Source organism: Salinicola endophyticus (genome assembly GCF_003206575.1).
GTDB lineage: Bacteria > Pseudomonadota > Gammaproteobacteria > Pseudomonadales > Halomonadaceae > Salinicola > Salinicola endophyticus.
The window spans coordinates 592,571-610,595 of the sequence record NZ_PZJO01000002.1 but is presented as its reverse complement, the minus strand read 5'-3'; the positions used below and the strand labels follow the sequence as shown (position 1 = coordinate 610,595).

Annotated in this window: 13 protein-coding genes; 7 read left to right on the top strand and 6 right to left on the bottom strand. The window is 68.2% G+C overall.

From position 1 onward, the window contains the following. Positions 1–24: 24 nt before the first annotated feature. A complete protein-coding gene (locus DOM66_RS05320) occupies positions 25–1,215 on the bottom strand; it encodes an amino acid aminotransferase (RefSeq protein WP_110689472.1) in 1,191 nt (396 codons plus the stop codon). Positions 1,216–1,455: 240 nt separating this feature from the next. Continuing rightward, on the bottom strand, positions 1,456–2,442 hold the full coding sequence (locus DOM66_RS05315; protein ID WP_110689471.1) for an aldo/keto reductase: 987 nt from the start codon (positions 2,440–2,442) through the stop codon (positions 1,456–1,458). Positions 2,443–2,665: 223 nt separating this feature from the next. Here DOM66_RS05315 and DOM66_RS05310 point away from each other — a divergent pair, with 223 nt between their 5' ends. The 5 genes from DOM66_RS05310 (at position 2,666) to DOM66_RS05290 (ending at position 12,189) form a co-directional block, all read left to right on the top strand. After that, a complete protein-coding gene (locus tag DOM66_RS05310) occupies positions 2,666–2,926 on the top strand; it encodes a helix-turn-helix domain-containing protein (RefSeq protein WP_110689470.1) in 261 nt (86 codons plus the stop codon). Between the two features lie 48 nt (positions 2,927–2,974). Next, positions 2,975–4,675 (top strand): SulP family inorganic anion transporter, encoded by a 1,701-nt coding sequence (locus tag DOM66_RS05305; RefSeq protein ID WP_110689469.1) that lies wholly within the window; start codon positions 2,975–2,977, stop codon positions 4,673–4,675. Between the two features lie 244 nt (positions 4,676–4,919). Beyond that, on the top strand, positions 4,920–6,332 hold the full coding sequence (locus DOM66_RS05300; protein WP_110689468.1) for a hypothetical protein: 1,413 nt from the start codon (positions 4,920–4,922) through the stop codon (positions 6,330–6,332). Positions 6,333–6,334: 2 nt separating this feature from the next. Beyond that, the gene (locus tag DOM66_RS05295; RefSeq protein WP_245392359.1) at positions 6,335–7,294 is read left to right on the top strand and encodes a hypothetical protein; all 960 of its coding nucleotides are present in this window, start codon (positions 6,335–6,337) and stop codon (positions 7,292–7,294) included. Continuing rightward, positions 7,291–12,189, top strand: coding sequence for a coiled-coil domain-containing protein (locus tag DOM66_RS05290; RefSeq protein ID WP_110689467.1), 4,899 nt, complete (start codon positions 7,291–7,293; stop codon positions 12,187–12,189). Before DOM66_RS05295 ends, DOM66_RS05290 begins: the two co-directional genes overlap by 4 nt. A gap of 61 nt (positions 12,190–12,250) precedes the next feature. On the opposite strand, the gene cfa is transcribed toward DOM66_RS05290, so the two are convergent. Next, entirely contained in the window at positions 12,251–13,402 is a 1,152-nt protein-coding gene (gene cfa, locus DOM66_RS05285) for a cyclopropane fatty acyl phospholipid synthase (protein ID WP_110689466.1), read from the bottom strand. Positions 13,403–13,911: 509 nt separating this feature from the next. Between cfa and DOM66_RS05280 the strand changes: the two genes are divergently transcribed. Further along, a complete protein-coding gene (locus DOM66_RS05280) occupies positions 13,912–14,223 on the top strand; it encodes an MTH1187 family thiamine-binding protein (RefSeq protein WP_198651720.1) in 312 nt (103 codons plus the stop codon). A gap of 153 nt (positions 14,224–14,376) precedes the next feature. On the opposite strand, the gene DOM66_RS05275 is transcribed toward DOM66_RS05280, so the two are convergent. Both DOM66_RS05275 and DOM66_RS05270 read right to left on the bottom strand, forming a co-directional pair. After that, complete coding sequence (locus DOM66_RS05275; protein WP_110674289.1) at positions 14,377–14,757, bottom strand: YgdI/YgdR family lipoprotein; 381 nt, start codon at positions 14,755–14,757, stop codon at positions 14,377–14,379. A gap of 150 nt (positions 14,758–14,907) precedes the next feature. Further along, complete coding sequence (locus DOM66_RS05270; protein ID WP_110689465.1) at positions 14,908–15,816, bottom strand: LysR family transcriptional regulator ArgP; 909 nt, start codon at positions 15,814–15,816, stop codon at positions 14,908–14,910. A 94-nt stretch (positions 15,817–15,910) separates the two neighbouring features. Between DOM66_RS05270 and DOM66_RS05265 the strand changes: the two genes are divergently transcribed. Continuing rightward, complete coding sequence (locus tag DOM66_RS05265; protein WP_188115141.1) at positions 15,911–16,549, top strand: LysE/ArgO family amino acid transporter; 639 nt, start codon at positions 15,911–15,913, stop codon at positions 16,547–16,549. Between the two features lie 66 nt (positions 16,550–16,615). Here DOM66_RS05265 and DOM66_RS05260 read toward each other — a convergent pair whose 3' ends face one another. Beyond that, positions 16,616–17,983, bottom strand: a complete 1,368-nt coding sequence (locus DOM66_RS05260; protein ID WP_110674287.1) for a TrkH family potassium uptake protein — start codon at positions 17,981–17,983, stop codon at positions 16,616–16,618. Between the last annotated feature and the right edge of the window lie 42 nt (positions 17,984–18,025).

The following is an 18,025-nucleotide window of genomic DNA, read 5'->3' as shown; positions in this document are numbered from 1 at the left end:
GGTAGCGCTGCTATCTCAGCCCCGTCAGTCGACCACGGCAGCGATCGCCTTGGCCACGTAGGGCAGGTTCTCGCTGGTGAAGCCGGCCACGTTGGCGCGGCCGGAGCCGACCATGTAGATGCTGAACTCGTCGCGCAGGCGCTTGACCTGCTCGGCGCTCAACCCGGTGTAGGAGAACATGCCGCGCTGGGCGGCGACGTGGGCGAAGCGCTTATCGAGGCCGTAGGGCGCAAGCGCACTGACCAGGTCGCTGCGCAGACCGTTGATGCGGTCGCACATCTCGGTCAGCTCCTCGCGCCACACCCGTGCCAGCTCCGCCGACTCGAGGATCTCGGTGACGATGGCAGCGCCGTGGGAGGGCGGGTTGGAGTAGTTCTCGCGCGCCACGATCGCCATCTGCGAGCGCACGTTCTGCATCTGTTCGGCATTCTTGGCGATCACGATCAGACAGCCGGTACGCTCGCGGTAGAGGCCGAAGTTCTTCGAGCAGGAGCTGGTGATCAGCACCTCGTCGAGGTTCTCGGCCATCAGCCGCACCCCGTAGGCGTCCGCTTCCAGTCCCTCGCCGAAGCCCTGGTAGGCGAAGTCCACCAGCGGCAGCAGGCCGCGCGACTTGACCACTTCCAGCACCTGTTGCCACTGCTCGCGGTCGAGATCGAAGCCCGACGGGTTGTGACAGCAGGCGTGCAGCAGCACCACGTCACCCTGCGGTACTTCCTTGAGCGTCGCCAGCATGGCGTCGAAGTCGAGGCGGTTGTCGGCGCTGACGTAGGGGTACTTGCGCATCTCGATGCCGGCGGCGTCGAAGATGCCCAGATGGTTGGGCCAGGTCGGGTCGGAGAGCCAGATGCGCTTGCCCGGCAGGTTCGACTTGATGAAGTCCGCCGCCAGCCGCAGCGCGCCGGTGCCGCCCGGTGACTGGGTGGCGCTGGCACGGTCGGCCGCCAGGACCGCAGAGTCGGCGCCCAGCACCAGCGGCAGCAGCACCTTGCCGTAGCGCGGATCGCCGTGGGAGCCGATGTAGCTCTTGGTCTGCTCGTGCTCCAGCAGATACGCCTCGGCCTGCTTCACGGCGCGCATGATCGGCGTGTGGCCGTGGGCATCGCGGTAGACGCCGACGCCGAGATCGACCTTCTGCGGATTGCTATCCTGGTTGTAGGCTTCGATCAGCCCGAGAATGGCATCCCCGGGAACGCGCTCGATCTTCTCAAACATTGGCGTGCACTACCTCGTCGATTCTGGCGGCCATGGTGGTAGGCCGGGCGCGACACGCTAACGTCTCTGCGCATCGCGCTGTCGCCCGGCCTGGCGTGTCTCACAAACTCTGGTCTGGTTCGGCGGCCCCGCGGGCCGCCAGGCTTCATGATGCCACCGCGCCTGCGCCCGCGCCACTCGCTGGCGCTGCCTGGAGCGCTCGCCGGTGCGGCCCGCATCGGGCGCCGCCAGCACTCCGGCTCAGTTGAAGCCGACCACCTCGTGGGGCACGTAGGGAGCTTCCAGCGTGGCGATCTCGTCTTCGCTCAGGGTGATATCGAGCGCGCCCAGCGCCTGGTCGAGATGATGTGCCTTGCTGGCGCCGACGATCGGGGCGGTGATACCGGGCTTGTGCAACAGCCACGCCAGGGCGATCTGCGCCGGCGACACGCCGCGGGCCTTGGCCACCTGGCCCAGCGCCTCGATCACCGGGGCGTCTCGATCCTGGCCCAGGTTCCAGGCGCGCATCTGCTCGTCGCTGCGCGCGCGGGTGGTGGTGCCCTCGCTGTCCACTGCCTTGCTGCCGGCGAGAATGCCACGTGCCAGCGGGCTCCACGGGATCACGCCGACCCCCTGGTCGCGGCACAGCGGCAGCATCTCGCGCTCCTCCTCGCGATAGATCAGGTTGACCATCGGCTGCATGGTGACGAAGCGTGTCCAGCCATTGCGCTCGGCGACGTGCTGGGCCTTGGCGAACTGCCAGGCGTGCATGCTGGAGGCGCCGATATAGCGAGCCTTGCCCGCCTTGACCACCTCATGCAGCGCTTCCATGGTCTCTTCGATAGGGGTGTCGTAGTCCCAGCGATGGGTCTGATAGAGATCGACATACTCCATTCCCAGCCGGCCGAGCGAGGCATCGATGGCGTGGTGGATATGCTTGCGCGAGAGCCCGCGCTCGTTGGGCGAGCGGTTGCCGGTGGGGTTGTAGACCTTGGTCGCCACCACGACCTCCTCGCGCCGGGCGAAGTCGTTGAGCGCCTGTCCCACCACGCGCTCGGACTCGCCGTCGGAGTACATGTCGGCGGTATCGAAGAAGTTGATCCCGGCCTCCAGTGCCTGCTGGATGAAGGGGCGGCTCTGCGCCTCGTCGAGCACCCAGTCGCGCCAGCGCGGCGTGCCGTAGGTCATGGTGCCGAGACACAGCGGAGAGACCTTGAGCCCGGTCTGGCCGAGGCGACGTAGTTGCATGATGCGACTCCCGAGAATGAGCGTACGCCTTCTAACTTAGCAGGTAGCGTAGGGAACGCCGCGCGAGACGCGCTCGGCGGCTGCCTGCGCGGGCGCTTCTTGCCCCTTGGGTGATATTTGAAAATATCTATTTTGATATCTGAGATATCACTTGAGATGTTTAGAAACGACTATCGATGCTTTAGACTGAGTGGGTGCCAAGTCTCACCTGGTGGAGCGTGAAATGATCACTGGTCCTCAAATGCGTGCCGCCCGCGCCCTGCTGGGCATCGATCAGCGCGCCCTGGCGGCGCTGGCGGGCGTCTCGGTACCCACCATTCAGCGTATGGAAGCCAGCCCTGGCACCGTGCGCGGCGTCATCGACAGCCTGACCAAGGTCGTGGAGGCGCTGGAGCGCGCCGGTGTCGAGCTGATCGGCGATGAGGCGATCAGCCAGGCCACCGGGCGCGGAGTGCGTCTCAAGACGGCGCCCGGCAAGTCGTAACGCCGCCGATATCACCGCCCACACTCGACTCGAAAGGCCTCGCTCGTCATGAAGCATGTCCGCACCGCCAATGCGCCGGGTTTCGCGGCGCTCTTCACCCCCAAGCTGGTGACCGTCCTGCGCGAAGGGTATGGGCTCGCCAAACTGCGCGCCGATCTGATCGCCGGGCTGACCGTGGCCGTCGTCGCGCTGCCGCTGTCGATGGCCATTGCGATGGCCTCCGGCGCCTCTCCCGCCCAGGGACTTTATACCTCCATCATCGGTGGCTTTCTGGTATCGCTGCTGGGCGGCAGCCGCTTCCAGATCGGCGGTCCGGCGGGCGCCTTCATCGTCTTGGTGGCGGCGACCGTGCAGGCTCACGGCATGGCAGGGCTGCTACTCGCCACTCTGCTCTCGGGGGTAATGCTGACACTGATCGGCTGGCTGCGGCTGGGCAGCCTGATCCGCCTGATCCCCTATCCGGTGACGGTCGGTTTTACCGCCGGGATCGCGCTGATCATCTTCGCCAGCCAGCTCAAGCCGCTGCTGGGGCTGACCTTCGCCGGGCAGGAGCCCGGCCCGCTGCTGGAGAAGTTGCCGGCGATCTGGCAGGCGCTGCCCACGGCCAGCCCTGTCACCATGGCGCTGGCCCTGGCGACCATCGCCACCATCGTACTGGTCAAGCGCTTACGACCGCGCTGGCCGGGCATGCTGGTGGCGATAGCGGTGACCGCGGGGGCGACGGCGCTGCTGGATCTGCCGGTGGCGACCATCGGCTCCGCTTTCGGCGGCATTCCGGAAACCCTGCCGATGCCATCGCTGCCGGCGCTCTCCTGGAACAAGGTCATCGAGGTCCTGCCCAGCGCCGTGGCCTTCACGCTGCTGGGGGCGATCGAATCGCTGCTGTCGGCGGTGGTGGCGGACGGCATGAGCGGGCGCCGCCACCGCGCCAACTGCGAGCTGGTGGCTCAGGGGGTGGCCAACGTCGCCTCGGCACTGTTCGGCGGTATCTGTGTCACCGGCACCATTGCGCGCACGGCCACCAACGTGCGGGCCGGCGCCGCGAGCCCGATCGCCGGCATGCTGCATGCGCTGTTGTTATTGCTGTTCATTCTGTTGGCGGCCCCGCTGCTGGACTATATCCCGCTGGCGAGCCTGGCCGGGGTGCTGGCGGTGGTGGCCTGGAACATGATCGAGAAGCACGCTTTCGTCAGTCTGCTGCGGGCGTCGCGGGGCGATGCCGCGGTACTGTTGATCACGCTGTTACTGACGGTCTTCCGCGATCTGACCGAGGGGATTCTGGCCGGCACGCTGCTGGGCGCGCTGCTGTTCATCCAGCGCATGTCGCGCACCGTGGGGGCGGCGCAGATGCCCTGGGTGCCGGAGGATGTGGCGGATACGAGCTTCGACTACCGTGACACAGGGCTTTCACCCGCCGATCCCGAGCTGGTGGTCTATCGGCTCTCCGGCGCCTGGTTCTTCGGGGCCGCCACCTCGATCGAGTCGATCCTGGCGCGGGTGTCCGATCGCCACCGCGGGCTGATTCTCGACTTCACCGAGGTGCCCTTCATCGATGTCAGTGCCGCCCGCGCCCTGGAGGGCATGCTGAGCGCCTCGCGGCGTGCCGGTATCCGCATTGCGCTGACCGGCACCCACAGTGACATGCGGCGGATGCTGTTCGCCAATGGCGTGCGCCCACCGCTGGTCAGCTACGAACGCTCCATCGAGGCGGCGGTGAACAAATTGCGGCGTGCGTCGGCCGAGACGTAGTCCCGTCAAGATTCAGGCCGGCCAGCACTAGGGCGATCAGGGCGTCGGGCGTAGCGCTGGGGGCCGAGGTTGCGCGGCGCACGACGTCAGATCCCGCGCCGAGCGTGCCGTCGACTTGCCGCAGGTGTCTCGCTGTTACCCGGATCGTCATGACCTGAAACCGTAACCTTGGCATAATGCGGCGCTTCACGAGCACCCGCGGCAGCGCCATGGGCGGGTGCGGTTTTTCCTGTCTGGAGTCGACATGACCGCCTGGAACAAGCTGCTGGTCGCGACGACGCGGCTGCTCGATCTGCATGACAGCGCCCATGAGCCGGGTTCGCCCTTCGTCCAGGTCAATCAGGAGCAGCGGCGCGGCCTGCGTGACGGCTACTGGCTCGACCTGGGCTGTCTGCTGCTCGACTACCTGCTCGAGGTGGATTTCGCCACCAACAGTGCCTTCGTCACCCAGCGCCGCTGCCTTTCGCATCTGCGCGGCGAGTACCCGGCGCTGCCGGCGGACGATCTGAGCTTCGTGATCAATCTGCTCGCCACCCCCAGCGAGATCCACTACCGCGAGTGGCAGGCCGGCCCCGCCGATAACGAGCTGGCGCCGGGCGAGCGCAGCGGGCGCAGCACCAAGCGCACCGCGCTGATCGAGAAGCAGGGCCAGACCGGCCAGGTGCGCCTCACCCCGAGCGGACGGCAGGCGGTGACCCTGGCCAGCCAGGTCGAGGACCTGCTCTATTCCGAGTACGACGCGGCCAAGGTGATGGCGGCGCTGTCGCGGGGCGACTACGCCCGGGTGCCCGATATCACCCAGCAGATCCTGATGGCGATCCGCGCACTGACTCAGGAGCTGCGCCGGGTACGCGAGAACCCCACCCATGAGGGCAAGCTGGCGGCGCTGGAGGAGAACGAGCGCCACTACCACAACGCCCTGAGCACGATCCAGAACACTCTGCTCAGCGCCCGTGCTCAGCTCTCTGCCCCCGGGGTCGCCGAGCACTTCGCCCACTGGGCCGAGCAGCAGGAGACGGAGTGGGACCTGCGCATGCTCTCGGGGGCGATCGGACGCGTGCTCAACGCCATCGAGAACCTGTCACGGCGTCTCTCCGAACTGCTCTCCGATATCGCCGAGGGGCGTATCCAGTCGATGGGGGTGATCGACTTCGCCGGTCTGGCCCAGCGCCTGCTGCTGGCGCCGCCACCACAGCGCCTGCAGGACGCGGTGGTGGCGCGCATGATGCCGCTGGGCACGCGGGTGGCGATACCCCGGGTGGAGACGCTGCTGCCGCTGGTGGAGACCCGCCGCGCCGAGCGCAGCGGTGCCGCGCTGGTGTTCGACGAGGCCGGCGACCGGCCCGGTGCCGATCCGCTGCTGGCGCGCTATCTCAAGGCGCGGGGCCCGGCGCTGCGCCAGCGTCTGCGCGAAGCGCCGCTGTCGTTGCCCGAGGCGCTGCGCGAGGGCTGGCACCGCTTCGATGACGAAGCGCTCGACTGCCTGCCCCAGCTGCTCAACACCTTCGTCGACACCCAGCTGCTCGACGAGCATCTCAGCGTGGGGATCGACGACACTCCCTTCACCATCGAATTGCCCGACGGGCGCCGGATCGAAGGCGCCGTCACACCGTCGCTGCGCGTGCGCGAGACGACGGTGCCAGACCAGGACGTTTGACTATGAACATGATGGAAATGGGCGAGGTGGTCGCCTATCTGCTGCGCTATCGCACCGCCGAGCGCGTCCCCAGCGGCGGCCGCAAGCGCCGCGCCGCGCGCGATGGCCAGCTCTCCGAGCGCGACGTCTGTGCGCTGATCGACGATGCCCAGGAGAGCGAGCGCGAGGCGCTGCGCGACTTCCTCGCCGGCCAGGGCATGCGGCTCAAGGTGTTCGAGGCCGGGGACTATCCCGGCATCGCGCCGGGCTCGCGCTTCTTCGCGCTGCTGCCGGACCCGGAGCTGGAGCAGCCACCGCTCTATACCCGCGATGCGGTGTTCGAGGCGCTCAAGCTGCGCCAGGAGAGCCGCGCCGAGCTGGCGCTGTGGTATCTGCAGCTGTGGCTGCTGCTGCACACCCTGATCTATACCCGCTTGAACCGTGCGCTCTCCGATGTCAGCCGCTATCAGGAGGCGACCTTCGTCACCCGCGAGCTGGTCGAGCTGGTGCGCGATCAGCTCGAGATCCTGCGCGGGCTGGGCGAGCGTGCCCCGGAGAACAGCCGGGTGCTGCTCGATGAGCGTGGTGAGGATATCCCGCGCCGGGTCAAGGCGTTCATCGATCTGCTGGTGCGGGCCGGGCATCTCGACCTGGTGCGCGAGTCCGGCGACGAGGACGTGTGGCAGCAGACCCTGCTCGGGGCCCTCGAAGCCGAGCAGATCGGCGTGCACCACCTGACCCACCTGATCGAGCTGACCTCCGCCGAGGGCAGCGACGGCGAGCGCTTGCTGGCGCAGACGCCCGACGCCGAGGCAGCCCACCAGCCCAGTGGCGAAGAAACACCGCCGCCGAGCGACGCGCAGGCCCAGCAGCCCGACGCCGAGCAGACACCGCAGCCGAGCGCTGCGGAACAGCAGGGCGCGGCCACCGGGGCGGAAGATGACGCCCCCCGCGCCGAGGAAGACGAGGAGCCGCGCGCATGAGCGTCATTCATCGCATCGAGATCGCCAACCTGCTCAACAAGCACGGCGACATCGCCTCGCCGTGGGAAGCCAAGATGCGCCACCTGCTGATCGACCTGCGCGGGCAGTCGAGCGCGATCAGCATGGAGAACGGTTTCGGCAAGACCACCATGGCCGAGGCGCTGATCGGCATGCTCTCGCGTGACCGCCAGCTGCTCACCCGCACGCGGCGCAAGTGCTCGCCCTCCAAGGTCGCCGGCGAAGCGCGCAGCTGGACCCATTTGCGGGTCGAGTTCCGTGCCCAGCAGGGCAGCACTCAGCAGGACGACATGCTCGCGGTGGCCGGCGAGGAGGTCGCCGGCGAGACCTTCGTCTTCGGCATGTACGGCTACAGCGACGGCAGCGGGCTGGTGTTCTACCACTATCCGGGTCAGCTCTCCGACGTGCCGGTGCACCATATCACCCGCGACGGCAAGCTGGCGCTCTACGCCAACGCCGATTTCCAGAGCCTGATGCGCGCCCACGGGGTCACCCGCGCCACCAACCGCGAAGAGTGGCTGGAGGCGGTCGGAGTGCACATCTCACGGCGCGAGCTGGCCCAGCTGGCGGCGTTCCAGAAGGAGGGCGGGGCCGACAAGAGCCAGATCTTCAACGCGATCAAGCCGCGGGCCGGCGAAAAGGCCGATCAGGCGTTCTTCTACGAGGTGCTGGCGCCGCAGATCCTCTCCGGGGCCACCCGTGGCGAGACCGACGAGGAAGAGGATCTGATCGAGGACGTCATCCTCAACTCCGGCACTCGTATCACCGAGCTGCGTCACCGCCTGGCCGAGGCCGAGAGCGACCAGCAGCGCGCCGACGACAAGGTCGAGCGTCTCGCCACCCTCAACGAGGAGGGCGAGAGCCTGCTCGAGTCGCGGCGTCAGTTGGCCGCGCTCGACGCCTCGCTGCTCGAGGCCGAGCGTCTGCTCGGTGGCCAGGCGCTGGCGCCGCTGCCGGGGCTGCCAGGCCAGCGCGATGGCACCGAGACGCTGGAAGCCGGGGTCGCCGAGGCGACCACCGGGCTGGCCTGGGCGATCGGCGACACCGAACGTCCGCGGGTCTCCACCTGGCTGCTGGCCAAGCTGAGTCGGCAGGCCGAGCGCAATGTGCGGCTGGCACTCTCCGAGCGCGGGGCGCGGGTCGACACCCACCGCCGCCTGGTGCATCTGCCCCAGGCGAGCTGGATCGTGGCGCGGGACATCGGCCATGTCGCCTTCGACCAGGCGCGTGCCTGGCTCGCCGACAGCCACGCCTTCGCTGATGACGCCGCGCGCTACCGCGCCCTGGGTGTGCTCGACGAAGCCGCCGAGGCGTTCGAGGGGCTCGACGGCAACCGCTTCCGCGAAGAGGTGATCGCCGACCGCGAATATCGCCGCTCGCTGCGTCTGGATGCCGAGCAGCTCGACGAGTCTCTGGAGCGCCTTGAGCAGGAGCGCGAACAGCTGGAGTCGCGCCAGCGCGACTTCATCGACAACCAGAGCGTCTACACCCAGGCGCTCGCCGAGGGGCTGTTCAGCGAAGCCGAGCTGGAGACTCCCGAAGCGACCCGTGATGCCGCCCGCGAAGCTCTCGAACAGGCGCGCCGCGAACATGCCGAACACCTCGGGCGCATGGGCGAACTCAAGCAGCCGGCGCAGTGGTATGCGGCTTTCGAACGCGAGCACCCTGACACCACGCCGGAAGCGGTGCTGGCCCTCAAGCAGGAACGCCAGGAGACGCTGGAGGCGGAGCTCGGCGAATGGGATGCCCAGGCCGCCAATCTCAACGCTCAGCGCGAGCGTACCCTCGCGGCGCTGCAGGCGCGGCGCGAGCAGCGCCAGCGACTCGAGGGCGAACTGGCGCCGCTGGCCGCCGGACGCCAGGCGTGGCAGGCGTTCAATGCGCAGTGGCCGGAGCACTCGGCGATCGGCTTCTGGAGTGCGCGGCGTAGTGCGCTGAGCGAACACGAGCAGATCCTGGCCGATGCGCGGCGCGAGCTGGCCGATATCGATGCCCGCCTCGAACGCCTGGCGCCACTGGAGGACGCCGCCGAACGCTACTGCCACTGGCACGCCGACGCTGCCCCGGTACACCTGCGCGACACCCTCTACCGCCAGTCGCGGGAGTGTCAGGACCGACGGCATGAACTGAGCCAGCAGCGCAGCGAGCTCGAGCGCCTGGTCCAGGCGCAGGCGGACTTCGGCGACTGCAGCGAGCAGTCGCCGGAGGCGTGGCTCAAGGATGCCAAGGCGCGCTATCCGCGGCTGCTGCGCGAGCGCGATGGCCTCGACGGTGCGATCGAGGCCCGCGAGCGCTATCTGGAGAGCCTGAGTGGGGACCCGCTGGCGCGGCTGGCGGCGGAGAGCGATGCGCAGCGCCTGCTGACGGCAAGCGAGATCGCTTTCCAGCCGCTGCACGAGGTACTGGCCGCGGTCGAGGCCGACACCCAGGTACGCCGGGAGTGGCTGGCCCAGGCCGCCGGGCAGCTGTTCGCGCCGGTGGTCGAGGGCGAGGCGCAGGCGCGAGACGCCGCGCAGTGCTTGATCGACGCCGGCTGCGGGGTGCCGGTCCTCGAAGGGGAGCGGCTGCGTACCACGCTGGCCCGCGGCGAGCTGCCGCTGGGCGCGATCCAGGGCGTGGAGACGCTGGCGGTCAAGGCCGCCCTCGACCCGGCCTATCTCACCGCGCTGCGCGACGAGACCCAGCAGCGCCTCGAGGTCGACCGCCAGCGGCTGTTGGCGCTGAGCGCGGAGATCGAGCGTCTCGACCCGCACGGCGAGCGCTTCGCGCTGGCGCTGCGCGCGGCCGAGGCGGTGAGCCGCGAGGCAGAGGTGGAACTGGCAGCCGTCGAGGAGCGCGAGACCCGGCTCGCCGCTGAACAGGCGGCGCTGACGCCACGCCTCGGCGAGGCGGCGCTGAAGTCGATCGATGACTACCAGCGCTTCCTCGAAGAGGGAGGCGAGGCGGCACTCACCGCGGCGCGCCAGGCGCGTGTCCAGGTCGAGCAGCGGCTCGCCGAGTACACCCCCGAGCGCGAACGTCTGGCGCGGGAGTTCGAGAGCCATGGCGAGGCGTGGCTGGCCGCGGAGCGTTTCGCCAGCGCCGGTGGCGTCGAGCGCCTGGAGGAGATCGATGCGAGCCTCGCCGCGGTGGCCGAGGAAGCGGCGGAACTCGAGGAGACGCTGGCCGAGCTGACGCTGGAGAGTGAGGCGCTGGACGCACGCCGCGAGAGCCACCGCGAGCAGCTGCGCCAGCTGTTCGCCGACGGCGAGCGCGAGCGGCTGCGCCGGTTGGCGGCGTTCGTGGCCGACGCGGGCCCGGCTTTCATGCAGCAGGCCGAGCAACGCGAGGCGGCGCTGCAGGCAGCCCTGACCGCCGCCAGCCGACGCGCCGACTTCGATTTCGAGCGCATTCGTGCCTTCCTCGACGTGCGCGATGAGAAGGGCGGCAACCGCACCCTGGAGCGCGACATCGGGCGGCTCAAGCAGACGCTCAAGGAGACCCGCGACAAGCGCCGCCACAACGGCCGCGAGCAGGAGGGACTGGAGAGCCGTCTGATGCGCCATCAGCAGGCGCTCAATATCACCGACCAGCTCGCCGTGGCCTGGCTCGAGGTGCTGCGCCAGCTGCCCGAGGGCTGGGCCGAGCGCGCCCTGGCCGATGCCGGCGCCGGCTGGCCGGCGGACCACGCCGAGGCCGAACGCCTCGATGCTGCCCTGGCCGACTGGCGGCGCTGGGCGCAGGCCTCCCTCGACCCTGAAGATAGCGATGCCTTCGACCCGGCGGCGTTCGAGACCTGCCAGCAGACCCTGCTCGATGGGCTGGGCGGGCTCAATCTGGGCGAGCGCGCGCGTAACCGCGAGCGCCAGGCCCGCGATGTCACCGCCCGCGAGAAGGCGCTGGCACTGTCGCTGGAGGCGGCGAGCGCCAGCCGGCTATTCAACGAATCCGAGCGCGCTCGTCTGGGCACCCTGGAAGGGGTCAGCCACGAGGCGTTGGAGTCGTTGCGTGGTCTCCACCGTCAGTTGCAGGGGCAGCTCGACGAGCACCGCACCCGGGTGGCCCGGTTGCACACCTCGCGTGAGCAGATCGAGGACACCCTGGTCGAGCGCCTGAGCTCGATCATCATCGATGCCGCCGGCAACCTCGAGATCCTCAAGCGGGTGGCGAGCCGCTCGAGCGATGGCGGTGCCTACTTCGAGGTCAAGGCGGCGCTGATCGCCGACGACGCCGTGCGCGAGCTGATCCAGCAGCTGCTGGCGGATATCGATGCCCATCTGGCGGTGCAGCGGCGGCGCCTGGAGCAGTCCGGCGAGACTGCCCAGAACAAGGGCGGGCGCGACGACGAGCTGACCCGGCAGATCCGCCGGCGCATCTATCGCGGCCTGTTCCAGACGGTGAGCATTCGCATCAAGCACGATGCCATCCGCCCGCATGGACGGCTGTTCTCGCTCAACGAGGATATGTCGGAAGGGCAGCGTGAGGCGGTGTCGCTGATGTGGCTGGTCAAGCTCTCGGAGTTCGCCATCGAGCGCGAGCTGCGCGAACTGCCGGGAACTCAGAAGCGCCGCGCCCGGGCCAGTCGCGAGAGTGTGATTCTGCTCGACGGGCTGTTCTCCAAGCTCTCCCATCGTCGCCTGATCCAGGACTCGCTGGAGTCGCTGCGCAACACCCGCGGGCGTTTCCAGATGATCGGGTTGATCCACAACCCCAACTACGAGAACGACCCGAGCATCTTCCCCACCTATCTGGTGGGTAGCGTGATCGGCGGCCAGCAGGGGCAGGGCGGACACGTCATCGTGCGTGACGGGCGCCAGGTCGCGCCCGAGGAGGCCGGGCGCGGCAGCGGCGAGGCGAGCCTGTTCGGCATTCACGTGACCCCGGCGACCGCGGAGTAGCGTCGACGGTGCCTAGGTACTGCGCGGCCTCGTTGGGCCGCGCTGCGAGCCACTCGGCGGATCAGCGCGGGGCGTCGTAGCGGCCCTGGCGCGAGTGCGAGAACACCACCTGCCACAGCTGCAGCTCGCGGGCGCGGAAAGCCCCGGCGCAGGCGCCCAGATAGTAGAGGAACATGCGCTTGATGTGCTCGTTGTAGTGCTGCGCGATCTCGTGCCAGTGGGCGAGCAGGTTCTCCTGCCAGGCCATCAGGGTGGTGTCGTAGTCCGGGCCGAAGTTCTGCCAATCCTCCATCACCAGCTTGCCCTCGCTGGCATCACTGATCTGCTGCACCGAGGGCAGCACGCCATTGGGGAAGATGTACTTGTTGATCCACGGGTCGGCGCTCACCTCGTTGGTGTTGGAGCCGATGGTGTGCAGCATGAACAGCCCACCCGGCTTGAGCAGGCGCTCGACGGTGTCGAAGTAGGTGGCGTAGTTGCGCTGGCCGACGTGCTCGAACATGCCGATCGAGACGATGCGGTCGAACTCGCCGTCGAGATCGCGGTAATCCTCCAGCAGAATCTCCACCGGTAGTGCCGCGCAGCGCTCGCGGGCGAGCTTGGCCTGCTCTTCGGAGATGGTGATGCCGGTCACCTCGACGCCATAGTGGCTCGCGGCGTGTTCGGCGAAGCTACCCCAGCCGCAGCCGATGTCGAGGACCCGCATGCCGGGTTCGAGTGCCAGCTTGCGGCAGGCCAGGTCGAGCTTGGCCACCTGGGCCTGGTGCAGCGTGGTCGCCTGTTTCCAGTAGGCGCAGGAGTAGCACAGAGTGGCATCGAGCATGCGTGTGAACAGGTCGTTGCCGAGATCGTAGTGCTCGCGGCCGACGATATAGGCGCGCGCCTTGCTCTGCAGGTTCATGAAGCTCGAGCGCAGTCGGTAGAGCAGCCTCCCGGCGGGGGTGTGGGCGGCATCGCCGAGACCGTGGTGCAGCAGTCGGTGCATCATCTCGTCGATGCGGTCGCACTCCCACCAGCCATCCATGTAGGCCTCGCCGAAGCCGATCGACCCCTGACGCACGATGCGTGAGAACAGATCGGGGTGATGGACGCGAATGTCCCAGGGCTGGCCGCCATTGAGGGTGACGCCGGAGCCTTCGAGCATCTTTTCGATGGTATGGCGGGCACGCGTATCGGGTAGTGAGACGGGGGCGATGGGCGCATTGCTGGTCATGATCGTTCCTGGCAAAGGTCAGACTGCGCGGCTTGGCCGCACGACGAGAGCGGAGCGTGCATGTGATGAAACCTGCGCTGGAAAGGCTTGAAACAAGACCAGTGACGGCACTTGCCAGCCGGTTTCCCGACTCACCTAAAACGCCCCGATTGATCGAACGATGACGAAGTCAATCGCCGCTGCGCGCGCGCTGTTGCCTGCGAATGCCACAGCGGTGGGGCTGCTTCTCGACAGCCATTGCGTTTTCGCGACACCAATTGCATTGCGTGCTAACGGCTTTGTGTCTTTTGTTAATCCTAGCGCGACTACGGGATTATTCCAGAGGGATGGGGCAGATTTGTCACTCGGCGGGCGAGCCCTCCCTGAGCATGGGGCCGACGCGGTGACCGCGGCAGTGCTAGGCTCAGGCTGAGCGGGCCGGCCGCGACCGGTGACATCAGTACATTCGGATGAACGACGATATGAGCAGCGATGTGAAAGACGATGTGAATGACGAGAGAGCCGAGTCCTTGCAGGTGATCGTGGATCTCTGCGTGGTGCCCCTGGGCGTCGGGGTCTCGGTATCCGAGTATGTGGCGGCGTGCCAGCGGGTGATCGATGCCTCGGGGCTCGGCTACCGTATGCACGCCTACGGTACCAATATCGAAGGGCCCTGGGACGCAGTGATGGCGGTGGTCAAGGCATGCCACGAGCGGGTTCACGCCATGGGTGCGCCGCGCATCACCACCACGCTGAAGCTGGGTACCCGTACTGATCGCGAGCAGGGGATGGATGACAAGGTAGCGAGCGTCGAGGCGCGCCTGCGCCCGTCGCAGGGGTAGCACGCGTTTTACCCACCGACGGCGCCTCCGCGCTGGCGGCGTACAGAGGCTGGGCCTGGGCGGAGGTTCAGCCCAGGACAAGAATTGGCTTCGAACAAAAAATCGGCCCCGGGGCGAGTGCCCGGGGCCGGGGGCTGACCTATCACTCGCGGCTCAGCGGCAGCGGATGGTCCAGGTCGCCTTGTAGCCGTCGCCTTCCTGGGTGGCTGCCTGCAGTTCGGTATCTTCGTTGACCGTGGCACCCTCCATCTGGGCATTGGCCTCGGCGGCCTTGCGGGCATCGTCGTTGGGCCCGAGGATCTGCTGCTTGACGATCACGAACTCTTCGCGATCTTCGGACTCGCACTGCTCCAGGGCTCGCTCCTTGGCGTTCTCCAGCGCCTCGTCCTGATCGTCGCCGAGGCCGGTGACCACGTACTGCGAGCTGTCCTTCTCCAGCGAGCTGCTGTCGCTGGCGCAGCCGGCCAGGGCGGTCAGCGAGAGGCTGGCGGCGAGGGCGATCAGCAGACGTTTGTCGAGGGTCGGAAAGGCCATGTCACATTCTCCTTGTGCATAAAGTGTCGATACCCATCCGGGTATCGCTAAGGTTGAGTCTAGAAGCTGGCGCCATCTACGCAAGTGCCTGGAAAGTCTCGAAAAACGTTGCCAAATGGCGACACTCGAAGCGTCGCGGGAGTGTGCCGATCATGCGCCGGCGCTTGCCGATGTCTCCATGGGCAGCAGCCAGTCGTCGCTGGCGGAGAACAGATGCACGGTGAGCGCGTCCAGCAGCTCGCCGCCGTGCCGCCAGAAGTGCCAGTAAAGCGGCACGTCGAGTGGTCGACTGGGGTCGAGATCGACCAGTTCGCCGCGTTCGAAGGCGGCCTGCGCCTGACACTCCGGGATCAGCGCATAGCCGATGCCCGCCAGCACCATGTGCAGCACTCCCTCCGACGACGGACACAGGTGGTGGGGGAAGGGCTCCTTGAACCCCTGGCTGTCGAGGTAGCGCTGCTGCAGGCGGTCATCGGGGCCGTAGAGAATGGCCGGTGCCCGCGCCAGCGCCTGGGTCGAGACGCCCTCGACGAAGTAGCGGTCGGCGAAGCCGGGGCTGGCGGCGACCCGGTAGCGCATGCGACCCAGCGCCCGCGCGCGGGCGCCTTGAACCGGGCGCGCGGTGGCGCAGATGCAGCCGGCGACCTCGCCGTCGCGCATGCGCCGCAGTGCCACCTCCTGATCGTCGACCACCAGGTCGAGCAGCACCCCGCGGCGGTGGCAGAAGTCGCCGATGGTCGGCGCCCACCAGGTCGCCAGGCTGTCGGCGTTGATCGCCAGGCGCAGGCGCTGGGTACCTTCGCCGAGGGCGGGGATGCGGTCGAGCAGATCGTGCTCGAGCAGGCGCACCTGCTGGGCGTGATTGAGCAGCCGCTGCCCCAGCGGCGTGGGCAGCAGGCGTGGCGTACGCACCACGACCGGCTGACCCAGGCGCGCTTCGAGTAGCTTGATGCGTTGCGACACCGCCGACTGGGTCAGATTGAGCTGCTGCGCCCCGCGTTCGAACCCGCCCTGGTCGACGATCGCCGCCAGGGCTTCGAGTAGCTTGTAGTCGAGCATTAGAGATCCTAATGATCCATTAGGGGTTTTAACTTCAATTAATAGAGCATAGCACGCCATTCTGCGGCCCTTCGCTCAGCCCAGGACCCGTCGCATGAACCTCTCCCTCGACTCTGGCGTGCTCGCCAGCGCGCCGCTGCTCGTCTCGCTACTGCAAGGACTGGTGATCGGCGCCGGGTTGATCGTGGCGATCGGTGCCCAGAATGCCTTCGTCCTGCGTCAGGGGCTGCGCCGGGAGTATGCACTGCGGGTGGCGGCGATCTGTGCGCTGTGCGACCTGGCGTTGATCGCCGTCGGCGTGGCCGGGTTCGCGCCGCTGCTGGCATCGAGCCCGCTGTTGATGCAGGCGGCGCGCTGGGGTGGGGTCGTGTGGCTCTGCTGGCAGGCGTGGCTGGCGCTGGGGCGGGCACGTCGCCCGCAGGCGCTGGCGCCAGCGGCGGGCGGCGGGGCCAGCGCGCGGCGGGTGGTCCTGGCGACCCTCGGCGTGACCCTGCTCAACCCCCACGTCTACCTCGACACCCTGGTGATGCTGGGGCTGATCGGCAGTCAGCAGGCGAGCCCGCCGGCCTTCGTCGCCGGGGCCGCGCTGGCCTCGCTCATCTGGTTCTTCGGCCTGGTGGGGCTGGCGCAGTGGTTGGCGCCACGCCTGCGCGACCCGCGCTGGTGGCGCGGTATCGAGCTTGGCGTGGCGCTGGTGATGCTGTGGGTGGCGCTGCATCTGGCGCTGGGCTGACGCCGCGATTGATGCGGGCCAGGCCCGCACCGGCGGCGTCGACACGGCGTCGAGCGCTGCCAGGCCTCAACCGATCTGGATGTCGCCGCGGGCATAGCGCACGCCGCGGGCCCGTCGCGTGGCCAGGAAATAGCCCACCGAGAGTGGCCCCACGCGTCCCAGCAGCATGGTGATCCCGAGCAGCAGTTGCCCCGGCAGCGAGATATCGCTGGTGACGCCGCGTGACAGCCCCACGGTGCCGAAGGCGGAGACGCTCTCGAAGGCGAGGTCGAGGAAGCGCTTGTCGGGATCGGTGATGGTCAGCCCGAACAGCGTCAGCACCACCAGCAGCACCCCGGCCAGGGCCACGGTGATCGCCTTGATCACCGTCTCCTGGGGGATCGAACGACCGAATGCGGTTGGCTGCTCGGTGTTGCGGTAGAAGGCGCGGGCGGTCAGCAGCAGCACCACGAAGGTGGTGATCTTGATCCCGCTGGCGGTGGAGCTGGAGCCGGCGCCGATGAACATCAGCACCATGGTCAGCAGGGTCGAGGCGTTGGTGAGCGCACTGGTGTCGAGGGTGTTGAAACCTGCGGTACGCGGCGTGACCGCCTGGAACCAGGCGGCCTGGACACGGCCGAAGATGTCGCCGATGGCGCCCAGCGTCTTGGGATTCGACCACTCCAGCCCGAGCAGAATGGCGGTGGCGATCAGGTTGAGCCACAGCGTCGCCAGCAGCACCACCTTGGTCTGCATGGCCAGGCGCGACCAGCGGCGCTGGCGATAGAGATCGCTGACCACCACGAAGCCCAGCCCGCCAACGATGAACAGCAGCGTGATCACGCCGTTGACCAGTGGGTCATCGACCTCGCCCATGAGACTGTCGGACCAGGTCGAGAAGCCGGCGTTGTTGAATGCCGAGATGGCGTGGAACAGGCTGTTCCACAGGCCCAGGCGCCAGCCGTACTCGGGTACCCAGTGGGCTGCCAGCAGCGCGGTGCCCAGGCCCTCCACCAGCATGGCGAACAGGATCACCAGGCTGACCAGATGGCGCACGTCGCTGAAGGCGATCTCGCCGAGGGCCTCGCGCACCAGGTTCTGCTGCTGGATCGGCAGGCGCGCGCCGATCAGCAGTACCGTCAGCGCGGCGAAGGTCATGAAGCCGAGTCCACCGATCTGGATCAGGACCAGCAGCACCGCCTGGCCGGTGAAGGTGAGGTCGTGGCCGACATCGATCACGCTGAGACCGGTCACGGTGACCGCCGAGGTCGCGGTGAACAGCGCCTCGTGCCACGCCAGCGGGCGCACCGCGCTGCCCGGCAACCACAGCAGCAGCGCCCCCAGCGCGCACAGCAGGGCGAAGCCGATCAGCAGCACCTCGGGCGGTGACAGGCGCAGGACGCTGCCGTGGGGCGCCCGACGCAGCGGTTTGACCAGGCGTTGCCAGCGTCTCATCGGCGTGACCCCGTGTGGCGAGCGGCAGCCCGCGGCACGCCA

Coding starts and splice junctions, on each gene's coding strand:
- DOM66_RS05320 (WP_110689472.1), bottom strand. CDS start 1,215: ATGTTTGAGAAGATCGAGCGCGTTCCCGGGGATGCCATTCTCGGGCTG.
- DOM66_RS05315 (WP_110689471.1), bottom strand. CDS start 2,442: ATGCAACTACGTCGCCTCGGCCAGACCGGGCTCAAGGTCTCTCCGCTG.
- DOM66_RS05310 (WP_110689470.1), top strand. CDS start 2,666: ATGATCACTGGTCCTCAAATGCGTGCCGCCCGCGCCCTGCTGGGCATC.
- DOM66_RS05305 (WP_110689469.1), top strand. CDS start 2,975: ATGAAGCATGTCCGCACCGCCAATGCGCCGGGTTTCGCGGCGCTCTTC.
- DOM66_RS05300 (WP_110689468.1), top strand. CDS start 4,920: ATGACCGCCTGGAACAAGCTGCTGGTCGCGACGACGCGGCTGCTCGAT.
- DOM66_RS05295 (WP_245392359.1), top strand. CDS start 6,335: ATGAACATGATGGAAATGGGCGAGGTGGTCGCCTATCTGCTGCGCTAT.
- DOM66_RS05290 (WP_110689467.1), top strand. CDS start 7,291: ATGAGCGTCATTCATCGCATCGAGATCGCCAACCTGCTCAACAAGCAC.
- cfa (WP_110689466.1), bottom strand. CDS start 13,402: ATGACCAGCAATGCGCCCATCGCCCCCGTCTCACTACCCGATACGCGT.
- DOM66_RS05275 (WP_110674289.1), bottom strand. CDS start 14,757: ATGGCCTTTCCGACCCTCGACAAACGTCTGCTGATCGCCCTCGCCGCC.
- DOM66_RS05270 (WP_110689465.1), bottom strand. CDS start 15,816: ATGCTCGACTACAAGCTACTCGAAGCCCTGGCGGCGATCGTCGACCAG.
- DOM66_RS05265 (WP_188115141.1), top strand. CDS start 15,911: ATGAACCTCTCCCTCGACTCTGGCGTGCTCGCCAGCGCGCCGCTGCTC.
- DOM66_RS05260 (WP_110674287.1), bottom strand. CDS start 17,983: ATGAGACGCTGGCAACGCCTGGTCAAACCGCTGCGTCGGGCGCCCCAC.